General features: G+C 40.0%; 11 protein-coding genes. 8 read left to right on the top strand and 3 right to left on the bottom strand.

What is annotated here, in order from left to right; genetic code table 11:
* Positions 1 to 67: 67 nt before the first annotated feature.
* Positions 68 to 3,238, bottom strand: coding sequence for a TonB-dependent receptor (locus DBR40_RS02115; protein ID WP_199748255.1), 3,171 nt, complete (start codon positions 3,236 to 3,238; stop codon positions 68 to 70).
* 803 nt (positions 3,239 to 4,041) lie between these two features.
* Between DBR40_RS02115 and DBR40_RS02110 the strand changes: the two genes are divergently transcribed.
* Positions 4,042 to 4,410: a hypothetical protein gene (locus tag DBR40_RS02110; RefSeq protein WP_124558149.1), complete on the top strand. Its 369-nt coding sequence runs from the start codon at positions 4,042 to 4,044 to the stop codon at positions 4,408 to 4,410.
* A gap of 152 nt (positions 4,411 to 4,562) precedes the next feature.
* Here the strand turns inward: DBR40_RS02110 and DBR40_RS02105 are convergent, their stop codons facing one another.
* Both DBR40_RS02105 and DBR40_RS02100 read right to left on the bottom strand, forming a co-directional pair.
* The gene (locus DBR40_RS02105) at positions 4,563 to 5,879 is read right to left on the bottom strand and encodes an amidohydrolase family protein (protein WP_124558148.1); all 1,317 of its coding nucleotides are present in this window, start codon (positions 5,877 to 5,879) and stop codon (positions 4,563 to 4,565) included.
* Positions 5,869 to 8,889, bottom strand: a complete 3,021-nt coding sequence (locus DBR40_RS02100) for an amidohydrolase family protein (protein ID WP_124558147.1) — start codon at positions 8,887 to 8,889, stop codon at positions 5,869 to 5,871. Before DBR40_RS02100 ends, DBR40_RS02105 begins: the two co-directional genes overlap by 11 nt.
* A gap of 112 nt (positions 8,890 to 9,001) precedes the next feature.
* Between DBR40_RS02100 and DBR40_RS02095 the strand changes: the two genes are divergently transcribed.
* The 7 genes from DBR40_RS02095 to rbfA all read left to right on the top strand — a co-directional run bounded on the left by DBR40_RS02095 (position 9,002) and on the right by rbfA (position 15,156).
* Positions 9,002 to 9,445 carry a cytochrome B gene (locus DBR40_RS02095; protein ID WP_124558146.1) on the top strand — a complete coding sequence of 148 codons (444 nt, stop codon included), beginning with the start codon at positions 9,002 to 9,004 and terminating at the stop codon, positions 9,443 to 9,445.
* A gap of 688 nt (positions 9,446 to 10,133) precedes the next feature.
* On the top strand, positions 10,134 to 11,531 hold the full coding sequence (locus tag DBR40_RS02090; protein WP_199748254.1) for an anthranilate synthase component I family protein: 1,398 nt from the start codon (positions 10,134 to 10,136) through the stop codon (positions 11,529 to 11,531).
* Between the two features lie 11 nt (positions 11,532 to 11,542).
* A complete protein-coding gene (locus DBR40_RS02085) occupies positions 11,543 to 11,851 on the top strand; it encodes an isochorismate lyase (RefSeq protein ID WP_124558144.1) in 309 nt (102 codons plus the stop codon).
* Complete coding sequence (locus DBR40_RS02080; RefSeq protein ID WP_124558143.1) at positions 11,838 to 12,425, top strand: anthranilate synthase component II; 588 nt, start codon at positions 11,838 to 11,840, stop codon at positions 12,423 to 12,425. The genes DBR40_RS02085 and DBR40_RS02080 overlap by 14 nt, the downstream gene beginning before the upstream one ends.
* A gap of 122 nt (positions 12,426 to 12,547) precedes the next feature.
* A complete protein-coding gene (trpC, locus tag DBR40_RS02075) occupies positions 12,548 to 13,330 on the top strand; it encodes an indole-3-glycerol phosphate synthase TrpC (protein WP_124558142.1) in 783 nt (260 codons plus the stop codon).
* Between the two features lie 157 nt (positions 13,331 to 13,487).
* Positions 13,488 to 14,678: a GTPase HflX gene (gene hflX, locus DBR40_RS02070; protein WP_124558141.1), complete on the top strand. Its 1,191-nt coding sequence runs from the start codon at positions 13,488 to 13,490 to the stop codon at positions 14,676 to 14,678.
* 100 nt (positions 14,679 to 14,778) lie between these two features.
* A complete protein-coding gene (gene rbfA, locus DBR40_RS02065) occupies positions 14,779 to 15,156 on the top strand; it encodes a 30S ribosome-binding factor RbfA (RefSeq protein WP_039472670.1) in 378 nt (125 codons plus the stop codon).
* Position 15,157 lies beyond the last annotated feature (1 nt).

Raw genomic sequence — 15,157 nt, 5'->3', positions numbered from 1 at the left:
AGGGAACGGATAAAAATCCATTCCCCTTTTTTATGACTTTAAGCTAAGAAACTTAGCTAAATGTAGTTTAGAAACCGTAGCGTAAACCGATTTGGGCCTGCCAAGGATTACCTGTTGGTATAACGATACCGGTATTGTTTACGCGGTAGTTGTAATTAGAAGTAGCCGCATCAAAACCTGTAACCGCATATAATGCCTGCGTACCTAAAGTTTCTGAAGTACCCCAGGTTTTCTTAAACAAATTGGCTACGTTAAACAAATCGCCAGAAATTTCAATGCTTTGTTTTTGACCACGTCCGAATTTAATCTGATAAGCTAATCTTAAATCAATTGTACCATAGAAACCATTTATACCACCATTACGCTCAGCAAAGGTACCTTCATACTTAGTGATATAATCTTTCAAACTCTGGCTTGCAGCGCCATTATCCAATAAGGTTTGTAAACCAGTTCTAAGTGCAGCTGGTACATTGGTATTTGATCTGTCGAAGATATAGGCTAAATCATTTGTTGCCACGAAATCACCATTGGTATTTCCTCCCGATAGTAAACTATATCTGGTGCCGCCAATACCCGAATAACGAATTCCGGCTTTAATACCATAGAATGATGGTAATGTGCCGTATACTACTACCTTGTTTCTAAATTGACCATTCGAATAACTCATTTTACTTAAGTTTCTTGGGTCATCAATCACAGGCAATGATAAGGTAGCTGAGTTGGCCACATTACCGTTATAAGATGTGTTGTCTTTAGTATCATTCCAGGTAAAGCTTGCCGTAATTTCTCCATCTTTAAAGTATTTCCAGGTACCATCTATAACAACAGCAAATTGATTTACTTTACCTTTGCTATTCAATTCCAGTACACGGCCAAATTGATTGGTTAAACGGCCCAATTTCCAATCTGTATTGCCATTACCTGTATTAATTGAGCTTGATGGTACAAATACTCCCCTGTTTCCTTCATTTGATAAGGTGAAGAAAGGATTGGCAACCATATTCCGATCCACATACATATAGTTGTTACGTGCTAAAGTTGCATAACCCGTAATACCTATTCGTATTTTATCATTTATCAATTTGTTGTATGATAGGTTGGCTTTATAAACCACTGGTACTTTCGCATCATCAGCATAGGTGTTTATGGTAGGGATTTGTAATGCAGGTAGGGTTGGTGCTGTAGCGGTTCCGTTTCTATAGCCGATAAAGTTTGGAGTTGGTACGCCCGTGCCAGTAACATCAACTGTAGCTAAATGTTTACCATCAAATGTTAAGTTGTTAATGGTTACATAGTTGTTAACATCCGATCCGAAAATACCTGCCCCTAAGCGAAGGTAGTCGGTATGGTTTTCATTAACATCCCAGTTAAACTGGATACGGGGCTGAATTAAAAATTGTTTTAACTCATGATCTGTTCTTACACCGATAGCATCAAATAATTGTTGATTTAATGGTGATGTTGGGTACTTGCTATAATCTAAACGTAAACCACCTGTAAAGTCTAAGCCTTTACCTAGTTTGGTTTGCATCTGGCCGTAAATTGCAGTATTCCATAACTTGCCTACAACAGTTGGATCAGCAACTAACGGAACTTCTCTGTAATAACTGATTGGTAATAAATTATCGAAGTTTTGTAGCGCGGTTGGATCGGTTGCTCCAGTGCCTGATCTGTTAAACGTAAAACGACCATTTACTTCACTGCCATACAATGATTTTGCATGGGTGTACATGATATCTACACCAAAAGTGTATTTAATTTTATCTGTGTTATAATATAAGTTATCTACCAATTGGAAAACGTTATTGGTAAAGCCTTCTTGTCCGAAGCGGTGACCACCAATTTGAACAGCTGTTAATAAATTGCCAGCTGGGGTAGTAGATTGTAAGTTAGAAACTACCGCTCTTGGTATAGCAAAACCTAATTCATCATTTTGCGTACTGGCCTGGTAGGTGTACAAATGCTGCAATTTTAATTCATTGGTAACTTTGCTACTAATGGTTGAACGTAAGGTAGCCAATAAACTATTATCAACGTTTTTATCATTACCGTAACTTTCATAAAAGTTGATAGCCGTATTATCCGCCAATCCCAGCGGATTTCTATCGTTGGTATAGTTATCCCTAACCGTTAATAAATTCTTTTCATCAATTTGCCAATCCAAACGTAAGAAACCGGCATCAGTTCCCCGCTTTTTATCGAAAGAACCAAATTGTGGCGTGTTGGCTACACCATATTTTGATCTTGCAACAGCTAAGAAATTATTTAATGTGGCATTTGTAATGTTGAAACGGGCAACATCCGCATCCGAGTTAATATCAGCAATAATTAATGGACGCGAATCTCTTTGGTGATCCCAAGCTGCAAAATAATGTAATTTATCTTTAATGATCGGGCCGCCTAAGCTAAAACCATACTGATAAGTTGAAAAATCATTAGTTCTTCTGTTGCCTCTGATGTCATACTTACTCGCAAGGAAATCGGCCCGGTTATAAGCAAAAGCACTACCTGTAATTTGATTTGTACCAGATTTAGTTACAGCACTGATTGTACCGCCACCAGAACGGCCTAAACTTACGTCGTACTGATTGGTTACTACTTTAAATTCCCTAACACTTTCAATAGAAATGGAGTATGGTGCACCACTACGACTGGTTGTACTACCTGCCGAAGTTGGGTTTTTGGCGGTCATACCATCAATGGTGAAGTTGGTAGAAGAACCTAACTGACCAGAAATACCACCCGGACCAGCCAAAGGAGATAAATCTGTTAAGCTTGAAAAGTTACGGCCATTTACCGGCAATAAATTCATGGTTTTCGACGAAATCTCTGTAGAGGCACCAAATTGCTGAACCTTATTTTTTAATGAAGATCCATTAACTTCTACTCCATCAAGCATCTGGGCGCTTTCTTGCATGTTAATGGCAACACGTACGGCATCACCTTGATTTAACATGTAGCCTGTTCTGTTTTGCTCAGCATAGCCGATATAAATGGCCTTTACAGTATAAGGACCACCTAAAGGAAGTTCTTTAAAAGTGTACTCGCCCTGTGCATTGGTTGAGGTTCTGGTGGTAAAACCAGTAGAGTTGTTTCTGATCTGTACCGAAACTCCAGGAATAGGTTTCTTTTGCTGATCGGTAATGATACCTGAAATAGATGCCTGTGTGGTTTGCGCCAGCACTGCATTATGGGTACAACACAGCAGCAGCAACACTGCAATAAGTAAATTTTTCATCATCGTTTTTTTAAGAATTGGATGTCTGCCAGGCGTTATTTATCTGCCACGCAGGTCATCATGATTAGTTTCTGATTTTTTATGATGACAAAGATGTTAATGTAGTATTAAGCAGAATTGGATTCTACATTATGAAATGGTTTAGGAATAGTTAGGTTTTAAGGCAATTGTTAAAATAAATACATCAGGCCAATTAAGTAAGGGGGGCTGGTGTTAAACTAATGTTAGCTGAGTTTCTTTTTGCAGTGTATTGGACGCTGAAAATTTTTAATTGCTTTTATTTTTTATTAATAATTATTAATTTAGTTATCTGCTGATAAGCCATATAAATTTGTTAATGGCACAAGGCAACGTTTCCTTCCCAGGCCCTTTATGGCCTAAAACCCACCCTAAAAAGGGCTCTCAAAGCCCAACATCCCACAATGATAATGCAGAGGTATAAAAGCTTCAGCATGGTATTTTATATTTTTTAATGCTTGCTGCTGACCAATCCTCAGTGGCAGCGAAATTTAACAATGTGTGTGATGACCAATTGACTACTGCAACGAAACAATTAATACTGGAAGCCCAGCATAGCATGGTGGAAGCAAAACAATTAGTGCTGGTAGGTTAGCAAAGCAGGCTGCAGTACAAACAATCGACTATGACAATGAAACATATAACTCTTGCATAAAAACATTGGTGTGTGGCTTTTGAACAACACATTGATCAATAAAAAAACATTAATAAGATTTATCTACAAACAAAACATGACACAAAAAGAAGAGAATTACCTAACAATGGCTAATGTAACATTTTAGGTATTGCATGCAAACAAATCAATCTGGTCTGAGCAGGCCGTATTCAGTAAAATTGTTGACGAAATTGAGGAGGATGTGAAAAGCATTAATGCAGCCATCAATAGCGCCGGCGTAAAAAGCACCGGAGCTACGGCAACAAAATATCAGGCAGCAAGCTCAGCTATTGGCCGTGCGGTTAAATACTCTGGCCTGGCCCAAATCCATGCTTTGGAAATTGGGGATACTATACTGTTTGATGCGCTTAGAACATCGGCCACTAAATTAGAAAGGCTGCCCGATCAACAATTAATCCCTGCATTGGAGCATATTTCACTCATCCTCGTTACAAACGAGGACCAAACACTGCTCAAACAAAAAACGGCCGATAAATGAATATCGGCCGTTGTATTTTTGGGTACTAACAGTTACAGTTAACTGTATGCACAGTTTTCAGTTAGCAATTGGCAGTTAATAATAGGCAGTTTGCTATGCAGCAATCCAACAATTAACCGATTTAAACAATTAACCAGTTAACCCAACAATTGCTATTTCTTATCCGCTGTATATTTATCGCTAAATTTCTTGTCCAGCTGTTTGTGTAGGTTATCGAGGTTAATATCCCTGCCCTGAATAAAAGCCTGCTCAACTTTGTTGGTACGCATATCCAATGCATCGCCGGCAGAAATAAAGAAAGTGGCATCTTTGCCGGTTTCGATACTGCCAGTGGTTTTATCAACCCCCATAGCTTTAGCAGCATTTAAAGTAATGGTAGATAAGGCTTTTTCCTTATCCAATCCCCAGGCAGTAACAGTACCGGCCATAAAAGGCAGGTTGCGTTGTTGCCAGTAACCATCTATACTTAATACCACATTTAAACCTGCATTGGCCAGTACGGCTGCGTTTTTATAAGGCATGTTAACATCGTCATCATTATTGTTGGGCAAGGCATGAGGCTGCTTAACTATTAAGGTGATGTTGTTGTCTTTTAAGAAATCGATTACCAGATAAGCTTCATCAGCACCGGTAATAACCGGGGTAATGCCGAATTTTTTGGCAAAATTTACTGCAGCAACAATATCTTTCTGACTATCGGCTGCAATAAATAATTTTTCATCGCCTTTAAAAACCTTTTTCATGGCTTCGAAACGGGTGTTGATTACTTCGGGCTTGCTGATTTCAGCATAGGCTTTAGCTTCGGCAAAGAAAGAGGTTAACTGTGCAATGGCTGCCTGAGTTCTTTCTGCTAAAGCTTCGGGCGATTGCTGGGGACGGCCGAAACCACCAAAGCCACCTCTAAAACGTGGGGTAACCGGCCAGGTCATGTGCATGGCATCGTCGGTTTTTAATGCGGCATCTTCCCAGTTCCATGCATCGAGCTGTACTACTGATGAACTTCCTGAAACGGTACCGCCTTGCGGGGTTGGCTGTGCCATTAAAATACCATTACTACGTAAAGTTGCGGGAACCTTTGAATCAGTATTGTAGGCCACAATAGAACGGATGTGCGAATTGTAATCGCCAATCTCTTCAAAATCCAAGGTAGCCTTTACTGCTTCAATTTCTGTTAAACCAAGGTTGGTGGTTGCGGCAATAAAACCGGGATAAATGTGTTTATCCGTAGCTACAATGCGCATTACATCATCCTGCGGTACCTGCCCATTGGCTGTAACCGAAATAATTTTTCCATTGCCAAAAAGAATGGTGCCATTTTCGATTATGGTTCCATTGCCAACGTGCACCGTAGCACCTGTAATGGCAATGGTTTTGCTTTGTTTTTTTGCAGGCGAAATGTTGGCCTGGGCAAAGCACATCAGACTTGTTGCCGATAAAGCCAGACTGAATAAATATTGTTTAGTGTGCATGTTCTTTCTCGGTTAATTCTGCTGAATAGTTTTCTAAGGTTTCGCAATTGTAAAGGCGTGGTGCATCACCCATTGGGCGTTGTGTGCGGCCACCTTTGCTTTTGCTTTCTAACATTTTTTGGATCAAACGGGCTTTTTCTACCTGTTGGGCTTTAATCACCTGTGCATCTTTATCAAGATCCCAATAAGCAACGCCATCAACAAAGGTTTTTTCTGCTTTGGCATAAATAGAAAGTGGATTGGCCGTCCAAATCACCACATCGGCATCTTTACCAGCTTTTAAACTGCCCACTTTATCATCAATGTGAAGCATTCTGGCTGGATTTAAGGTTACGAATTTTAAAGCATCCTCTTCAGGCACATTACCGTATAATACCGATTTTCCAGCCTCCTGGTTTAAGTGACGGGCCATCTCGGCATCATCAGAGTTAAAGGCAGTGGTAACACCTACATTGTGCATAATTTTTCCATTGTATGGGATTGCCTCAGCAACCTCGTTTTTATAAGCCCACCAATCAGAGAAAGTAGAACCTGCTATACCATGTGCCTTCATTTTATCGGCCACTTTATAGCCCTCTAAAATGTGCGTAAAAGTGTTGATTTTAAAACCTAAGCTATCGGCTACGTGAATAAGCATGTTGATTTCGCTCTGCACATAAGAGTGACAGGTAATAAAACGCTTGTTGTTTAAAATTTCTACAATAGCATCTAATTCTAAATCGCGGCGTACGCTGTTACCTTTTACCGAAAGGGCTTTGGCATATTCTTTTGCGCGGGTAAATTCATCAACAAAAGTTTGCTCAACACCCATGCGGGTAACCGGGAAACGTGCACCTGTACCAAAGTTACTTTGTTTCACGTTTTCGCCGAGTGCGAATTTGATGAAACCATCAGCACCTACAAATTTCAATTCCTCAGGCGATTTACCCCAGCGCAGTTTAATCAATTGCGACTGGCCACCAACCGGGTTTGCCGAGCCGTGCAGAATGTGCGAAGTAGTTACTCCACCGGCTAACTGGCGATAAATATTTACATCTTCTGAGTTAATGATATCGGCAATGCGTACTTCGGCTGAAACCGATTGTGCCCCTTCGTTGATACCTCCCGCACCTGCAATGTGCGAATGCTCATCAATAATACCAGCAGTAATGTGTTTGCCAGTAGCATCAATTACTTTAGCTCCGTTTGCCGATAGGTTTTTACCTACGGCCTTAATTTTTCCGTTTTCTAAAAGTACATCAGCATTTTGCAGAATGCCATCTTTCTCATTCGTCCAAACGGTGCCATTTTTAATCAATACTGTTTCTTGTTTAGGCAGCTCTGTTGCGCCAAATGCAGTAAAAGGATAAATTATCGGGCCAATGGCTAATGTTGATTTAGGCTCGTCCTTTTTAGGCGTTTCTTTTGCCGCTTCTTTATAGGTTGCGGTAAACTTGCCTGTAGTACCATCGGCCAGTGCCGATTCGCCTTTTATGGTAATGGGATTGGCCGAAGTAATGTAACCACTTAAGCGAATATCGCCTTTAGGGTTTTTCTTTAAATTGAAGTTAATGCTTACCCAGTCGCCATTTCTGGTAAAGGTTGCAGTGGTTTTTACGCTATCAGCACCAGTTCTTTCAATGGCTGCGGCCGAACCACCGCCTGTACCTGTAATTTTAAGGGTTAATGCACCAACACCATCAACATTGAGGTTGTAAGTGCCACGCACATCGCTCACATCCATTTTGTTTACAATGAAACGTTTGCCCTGCACCCAGTTTTCGAAGATAATATTGGTGTTTTTAAACAGGTTATCGGATGAGATTAAAAAGTTGGCCACTTTTCCTTTTTCGAGTGAGCCTACTTTGTCGCTAATACCCAGTAGGGAAGCTGGTACTTCTGTTACCGATTGTAAGGCCTGCTTTTCGGTTAAACCGTTTTCGATGGCGGTGCGGATGTTCGCCCAAAAGTCGCGGCTGTTTTCTAATCCAAAAGTGGTTAAAGCAAATTTAATCCCTGCTTTTTCTAATGCTGCCGGATTGGTAGGTGCCAGCTCCCAGCCTTTCATTTGCGATAAACTCACATTTCTGGCCTCGGCAGGATCTTCCACATCGTAAGCTTTGGGGAAAGTTAAAGGGATAATTAAACTTGCCCCTGTAGCCTTAACTTCGTTAATGCGCTGATATTCATCGCCCGTAGATTTGATGATATAACTCTTGCCAAATTCCTTGCCTATTTTATTGGCGCGGAGAATATTTTGCCAGCCATCTACCTCAAAAATTTGTGGGATAGCTTGTTGTTTGCCGAATTCATCTAAGGAGATATTGTACTCATCTTTTTGTTTGCCATACCATTGGGCATCGTAATAAGTTTGGCGCAATAAAGCAATCGAACCCATTAACGAAGTTGGGTAATCGTTTGATGATGTACCCTTGTTGAATGAATAATTGGCTGCGGTTTGATCTTTCAGGATTACATTGTTATCGGCACCTTCGTTTAAGGTTACTGCTGCCGAAACACCACGGGCAATACCATCACGGTTAATTACATTTACACTTCCAAAACCTACTTTACGCAACTCGTCGGCTTTTTTGCTATCGGTTGAGAAAATATTTTTGACGTAAGTTTCTGGTCTGATGGCTTCGTTCCAACCGTACGCCCCTTTTTTAGTCGAAACAAAAATAGATTGGCGCTGACCGCCAAAACCACGTTGCGCGGCTGGCGTTTCACTAATGCCGTAGCTGGTAAAGGCATCTACCAGCGATGGATAAATAAATTTTCCTTTCAAATCGACCACCACATAACCTTTAGGCACGGCTAAGCCGGCTCCAACAGCCTGAATAGTTTGTCCTTTAATTAAAAGGGTAGCATTTGTTAAGGTTTGATTGGCATTTACTACTATAGTTGCGTTGGTAAAGGCAAACATTCCAGGTCTGGTATCAAAAGAGCCGTTAACAGGGAAGGTTGTTTGCTGTGCAAACAGAAATGTAGCAGAAAATACCAACCCAAGGGCGAGTAAAATTTTCTTCATAATAAGTTTAGATTTTAATTTGTTTAAAACTAATATAAATAAGCGTTCATTTTGCAGAATAACCTATTTTTTACAATTAATGCCTACTTTTGATTAAACATATTTTAGAAAAATGTACAATATCTTAAAATCTGCGCACTCCGGATGGCGCTACATCGTATTAATTTTATTGGTTATCGCGGTAATAAATGCATTATCGGGCTGGTTTGGGAATAAAACATACACAGAAGGTAACCGCAAACTAAATGTATTTACTTTGATTAGTGCACATATCCAATTGTTGATTGGCTTGGTGTTGTACTTTTTAAGCCCTTTAACAAAATTGCCAATGAGCGAGGCTGTTGGAAGGTATTTTAAAGCAGAGCATACTGCTATGATGATTATTGCAATCATTTTGATTACGGTAGGTAATGCCAGATCGAAAAAAGTAGCAGACTCTGTTGCCAAACACCGCACCATTGCTGTGTTTTTCAGTTTGGCCCTGATTCTGATTATTGTGGCTATTTTATTGATGGTTAAAGCAGTTCCCGGAAGATCGTTTTTTGGAGTTTCTTAATAAGATATTTTTTGCGAATTAATATAGAATCCTGCTTTATAAGAGCGGGATTTTTTGTTTTAAAAGCACCGTCATTTCGAGCGAAGTGCAACGTAGCCAAGAAATCTTTAAAGTAAATCACTCCGTTTTTGTTAAGCTGTCATACTCGATGCAATGAAGCATCTGAAAGAGAAGAGCTCCATATGTGAACAATAATCTTTGCTATGTTAGAGATCCTTCGCTGCGCTCAGGATGACAACTTGAAGTAGGTTCCCGCAGATTTCGCTGATTTGCTCGCAGATAGCTTACCACTTATATTCCCTTACATTTCTTAAATGTTGAATGATTAACCTTTGCCTACTTTGCGCCTCCCTTAGCGACCTTTGCGGTTAAAATGATTAGGCTTATAAAGTATCATTCTCTCAAAATAATTAACCGTTTGCTCAATTATTTTTATAAATATTTCGCTTTTTCAAAATTCTTTATATTTTTGTGGCTCATGATCAACAATATACACACATGGCTTTGGCAAAGTAATTCGAAAACGGATTGCGCTGGCTGCGTATGAAAAAAATATAGTTTATCAACCTAAACCTTATTAAAGAACCATTAAAGCCCGGCGTAGAACCACACGCCGGGCTTTTTATTGTTAAAAAAAATAATTTAACCGTTGTTGCAATGCACGAAGCAATAACCACACTGTAAAATCATGTATAAAATAAATACAACTTACAAAAAACTACTTGCCGATACCACCACACCAGTAAGCATTTATTTGCGCCTGCGCGATGTATATCCAAACAGCATTTTACTGGAGAGTTCGGATTATCACAGTCGCGAAAACTCGATGAGTTTTGTATGCGCGGATCCTGTTGCTGGTATCATTTTAAAAGGTTCACGACTGGAAACCTATTTTCCTGATGGAGTTGTTGAAATTACCGAAAGCAAGAACCTGATTGATGAAATTGCCGATTTTAAGGATAAGTTTAAAGAAACAGAACTGCCTGAAATCAAATTCATTTCGAGCGGCCTGTTTGGTTATTTTACCTGGAATGCCGTGCAGCATTTTGAAGATATCAAATTTGTTTCTGAAACGCCGGAAGGAGAGGAAATCCCCGAAATGCAATATCACCTTTACCGGTATATTATTGCTATCGACCATTTTAAAAATGAAATTACCCTTTTCAAAAATACTTTCGAAGGTGAAGAAGAAGGTGGCCTGGAGAAAATGGAATACCTAATCCAGAACAAAAACTATCCCGAATATAAATTTCAGACCAGAGGTGAAGAATCTTCAAACCTGACCGATCAGGGTTTTATGGATCTGGTAGAAAAACTGCAAAAACATATTTACCGTGGTGATGTTTTTCAAATTGTGCCATCACGCGCTTTTAAACAAGCTTTTTCGGGAGATGAATTTAACGTTTACCGTTGCCTGCGTTCTATAAACCCATCGCCTTATTTGTTTTATTTCGATTACGGTAATTTCAAGCTTTTTGGCTCGTCGCCAGAAGCACAGATTACCATTAAAAACAATTCTGCTAATATTTTTCCCATTGCCGGTACCTTTAAACGAAGTGGTAATGACGTTGAAGATGCTGAACAAGCCAGAAAGTTAGAACAAGATCCGAAAGAAAGTGCTGAGCATGTGATGCTGGTTGATTTGGCCCGGAATGATTTGAGCAGGCATTGTAACCGGGTAGAGGTAAAATCGTTTAAAGAAGTACAATACTATTCGCACCTGATCCATTTGGTAAGCAAGGTTAGCGGTCATTTGCAGGAAAACGTAAGTGCCTTTAAGGTGGTGGCCGATACTTACCCTGCGGGTACGCTAAGTGGAGCGCCGAAATATAAAGCCATGCAGTTGATCGATGAAAATGAAAAGCTTGGCCGTAATTTCTACGCCGGCGCAATTGGCTTTATGGGCTTTAACGAAGATTTTAACCATGCGATCATGATCAGGACTTTCATGAGTAAGAATAACGAACTGCATTACCGGGCAGGAGCAGGTATTGTGGCCGATTCGGTACCTGAAACCGAAATGCAGGAAGTAAACAATAAAATTGCCGCATTGCGTAAAGCAATAGAGATGGCAGTGAGTATTTAGCCAGGGCAAAAATGATAGATTCGCCAGAAAGCTGTAAAGATATAAATGAAATCCGGTCTGCTATTGATGCTATCGACCAGCAGGTTATTCAATTGATCGGGGAAAGATTTAAATATGTAAAAGCAGCTTCAAAATTTAAAGTAAACGAAGAGGCTGTTAAAGCTCCCGAAAGATTTAAAAATATGCTTTTACAAAGACGGGATTGGGCGGATGCAGCTGGTTTGAACCCCGATATTATTGAAAAAGTATACAGAGATCTGGTAAACTATTTTATCAGTGAGGAAATAAAAAATTGGAATATTGAAAATGGAAACAAATAATAAAGTTCTGGTAATCGATAATTACGACAGTTTTACCTATAATTTGGTTCACTTAATTAACGAAGTTGGTTATGAGGCCGAAGTATGGAGAAATGATAAATTCGATTTAGCAGATGTAGATAAATACAATAAAATTTTACTTTCACCAGGACCGGGCATCCCTGAAGAGGCTGGTTTACTTTTAGATGTAATTAAAACTTATGCCTCAACCAAAAGTATTTTTGGTGTTTGTTTAGGACAGCAAGCCATTGCCGAAGTTTTTGGTGGTACCTTACTTAACCTGGGCAGGCCAATGCACGGAATTGCTACTCCGGTTACTGTAGTAGATGGCGATGAGCCATTGTTCTGGGAATGCCCGCAAACGATAAATGTTGGGCGTTACCACAGCTGGGTAGTAAGTAAAGAGAACTTTCCTACATGCTTAAAAATTACGGCCCGCGACCATAAGAATGAAATTATGGCCTTAAGGCACGAAACGCTTGATGTGCGTGGTGTGCAATTCCACCCCGAAAGCGTGCTTACAGAGTATGGCAAACAGATGATGGAAAATTGGTTAACAGCCCCGAACCCCTAGCGTCTATTCACCGGTCGTCATCCTGAACTTTCTTCAGGATATCAATTGACTGGAATTAATTAAATTTTAGGTGCTGAAACAAATCCGATAGCTATCGGATCAGCAATACGGATTAGAAAAAAATGAATATTTTAGATAAAATCGTACTTCGTAAAAGAGAAGAAATCGCAGCTGCTAAAGCACTAGTTTCGATGCAGGATTTAGAAAAATCGGTACATTTTAACCGAACCCCTTATATTTTTAAAGAGTTCTTGCTGGCCGAAGATCGTACTGGTATTATTGCCGAGTTTAAACGCAGTTCGCCCTCAAAAGGATTAATTAACGGAGTGGCTGATGTAGCTGAAGTTACGCAGGCTTACAACAATGCAGGTGCATCGGCTCTTTCAGTACTAACCGATGTTGATTTTTTCGGCGGTAAAACAGCAGATCTTGTTGCAGCACGGGCAGCAAACAATATCCCGATTCTGAGAAAAGATTTCATGATTGATGAATATCAGATCCTTGAAGCTAAAGCCTGGGGAGCAGATATTATTTTATTAATTGCCTCGATTTTAACGCCGCAACAGATTAATGATTTTGGCAAGTTTGCTCATGATTTGGGTTTAAATGTGCTTTTAGAAGTGCATAATCTCGAAGAGTTGGAAAGAAGTATTTCGCCTAATTTAGATGCAATTGGGGTAAACAACCGGAACCTGGCCGATTTTACAGTTGATATCCAAACCTCGTTCGATTTGGTGAATAAGATTCCGAATGAGTTTTTAAAAATCTCCGAAAGTGCCATCAGCAATACAGAAACCATTAAAGAATTGAAAACAGCTGGTTTTAATGGTTTCTTAATTGGCGAAAACTTTATGAAAACCGATAATCCAGGTCTTGCCATTCAGCAATTTGTAGTCGGATTATAAACCTCACAGATTTTTAAAACCCCTGAGGTTTGGAAGAGCTAAAGCAACTTTCAGTGGGTTACTTTTCCATTTCATTGCGTTAAAAACTTTTATTGCATCCACATGGTTTGTTAATGGATTTACACGTTTGCAAATTTTGTATCTTTGTATCAATTACATGGGAAAACAAAAATTTTATGATACTGCCGTTGTGCAGGAACGGGCAATTTTAGTGGGGGTGGTTACTCCCGGCGAAAAGGAAGCCCAAACCAAAGAATATTTAGATGAGCTGGCCTTTTTGGTAGATACAGCCGGTGGGAAGGTGGAGAAGGTTTTTACGCAAAAAATGCTTAAGCCAGAGCGTGCCACTTTTGTGGGCACCGGTAAGCTGGAAGAAATTAAAGCGTATGTAAAATCAGAAGAAATTGATACTGTAGTGTTCGATGATGAATTATCGCCATCGCAACTACGCAACATAGACCGCGAGTTAGGGGTTAAAGTATTAGATCGCAGCAATTTAATTCTCGATATTTTTGCCAACAGGGCTCAAACTGCTCAGGCCAAAACACAAGTAGAGCTGGCCCAGTTACAATACGTATTGCCACGCCTAACAGGTATGTGGACGCACTTGGAGCGCCAGAAAGGTGGTATCGGGATGCGTGGGCCGGGTGAAACCCAGATTGAAAGCGACAGAAGGATCATTTTAAATAAAATCTCTTTATTAAAAGAACGCCTTAGAAATATCGACAGGCAGAATGAAACGCAGCGCAAAAACCGTGGTCAGTTGATTAGGGTGGCTTTGGTAGGTTACACCAACGTAGGTAAGTCGACCATCATGAACATGCTCTCGAAATCGGAAGTATTTGCAGAGAATAAACTGTTTGCTACTTTAGATACGACTGTTCGTAAAGTTGTGATCGAGAACCTGCCTTTCCTGTTATCTGATACGGTTGGATTTATCCGCAAACTTCCTCACCATTTGGTAGAATGTTTCAAATCTACATTGGATGAAGTTAGGGAAGCCGATTTGTTGGTTCATGTGGTAGATGTTTCGCATCCAAATTTCGAAGATCAGATCAATACGGTTAACGAAACTTTAAAAGATATTGGCGCAATTGATAAAGACATGATCCTGGTTTTTAATAAAATTGATGCCTATGTTTCGCCAGAGGTAGAGGAGGGTGATGAAGATGGGAAACTGACGCTTGAAGATTTTAAAAACAGCTGGATGAGCCATGGCAAAGTGCCGGTGCTGTTTATTTCAGCCACACAAAAAGAGAATATAGAAGAATTTAAAACGTTATTGTATGATAAGGTTAAAGCTGCGCATGTGGCGAGATACCCTTACGATAGCAATTTACTTTATTAGATAAAACCCCGTCATTGCGGTGGACAAAATAAACCTTGCGGGTTTTAAAAACCTGTATGGTTTGGTTCGTAAAAGCGCAATAACGATAGACAAATACAATATGGAAAGTAAACGTCAGCAGAAATTTGCAGGAGTATTACAAGAGGAGTTAGCACAGGTTTTTCAGCGCGAAGGGGCTTCATTTTTGCCAAATACATTGGTTACCATTACCCGCGTAAGGGTTTCGCCCGATTTGGCAGTGGCAAAGGTTTACCTGAGCTTTTTTAATACCAATAATACCACGCTTTCTATCAATACCGTTAATGCACATGCGGGTGAGATCAGATATAAACTGGGTAGCAGAATCCGCCATCAGGTAAGGGTTGTACCCGAACTGACTTTCTTTGTAGATGATACCAACGAATACGTAGAGCGTATGGATCATCTTTTTGATAAGATTGCAAAAGAACCCAGACAAAAGGACGAAGACAGCGAATAAT

Source organism: Pedobacter sp. KBW01, assembly GCF_003852395.1.
Taxonomy (GTDB): Bacteria; Bacteroidota; Bacteroidia; order Sphingobacteriales; family Sphingobacteriaceae; genus Pedobacter.
This window is presented reverse-complemented; position numbering and strand designations above follow the sequence as displayed.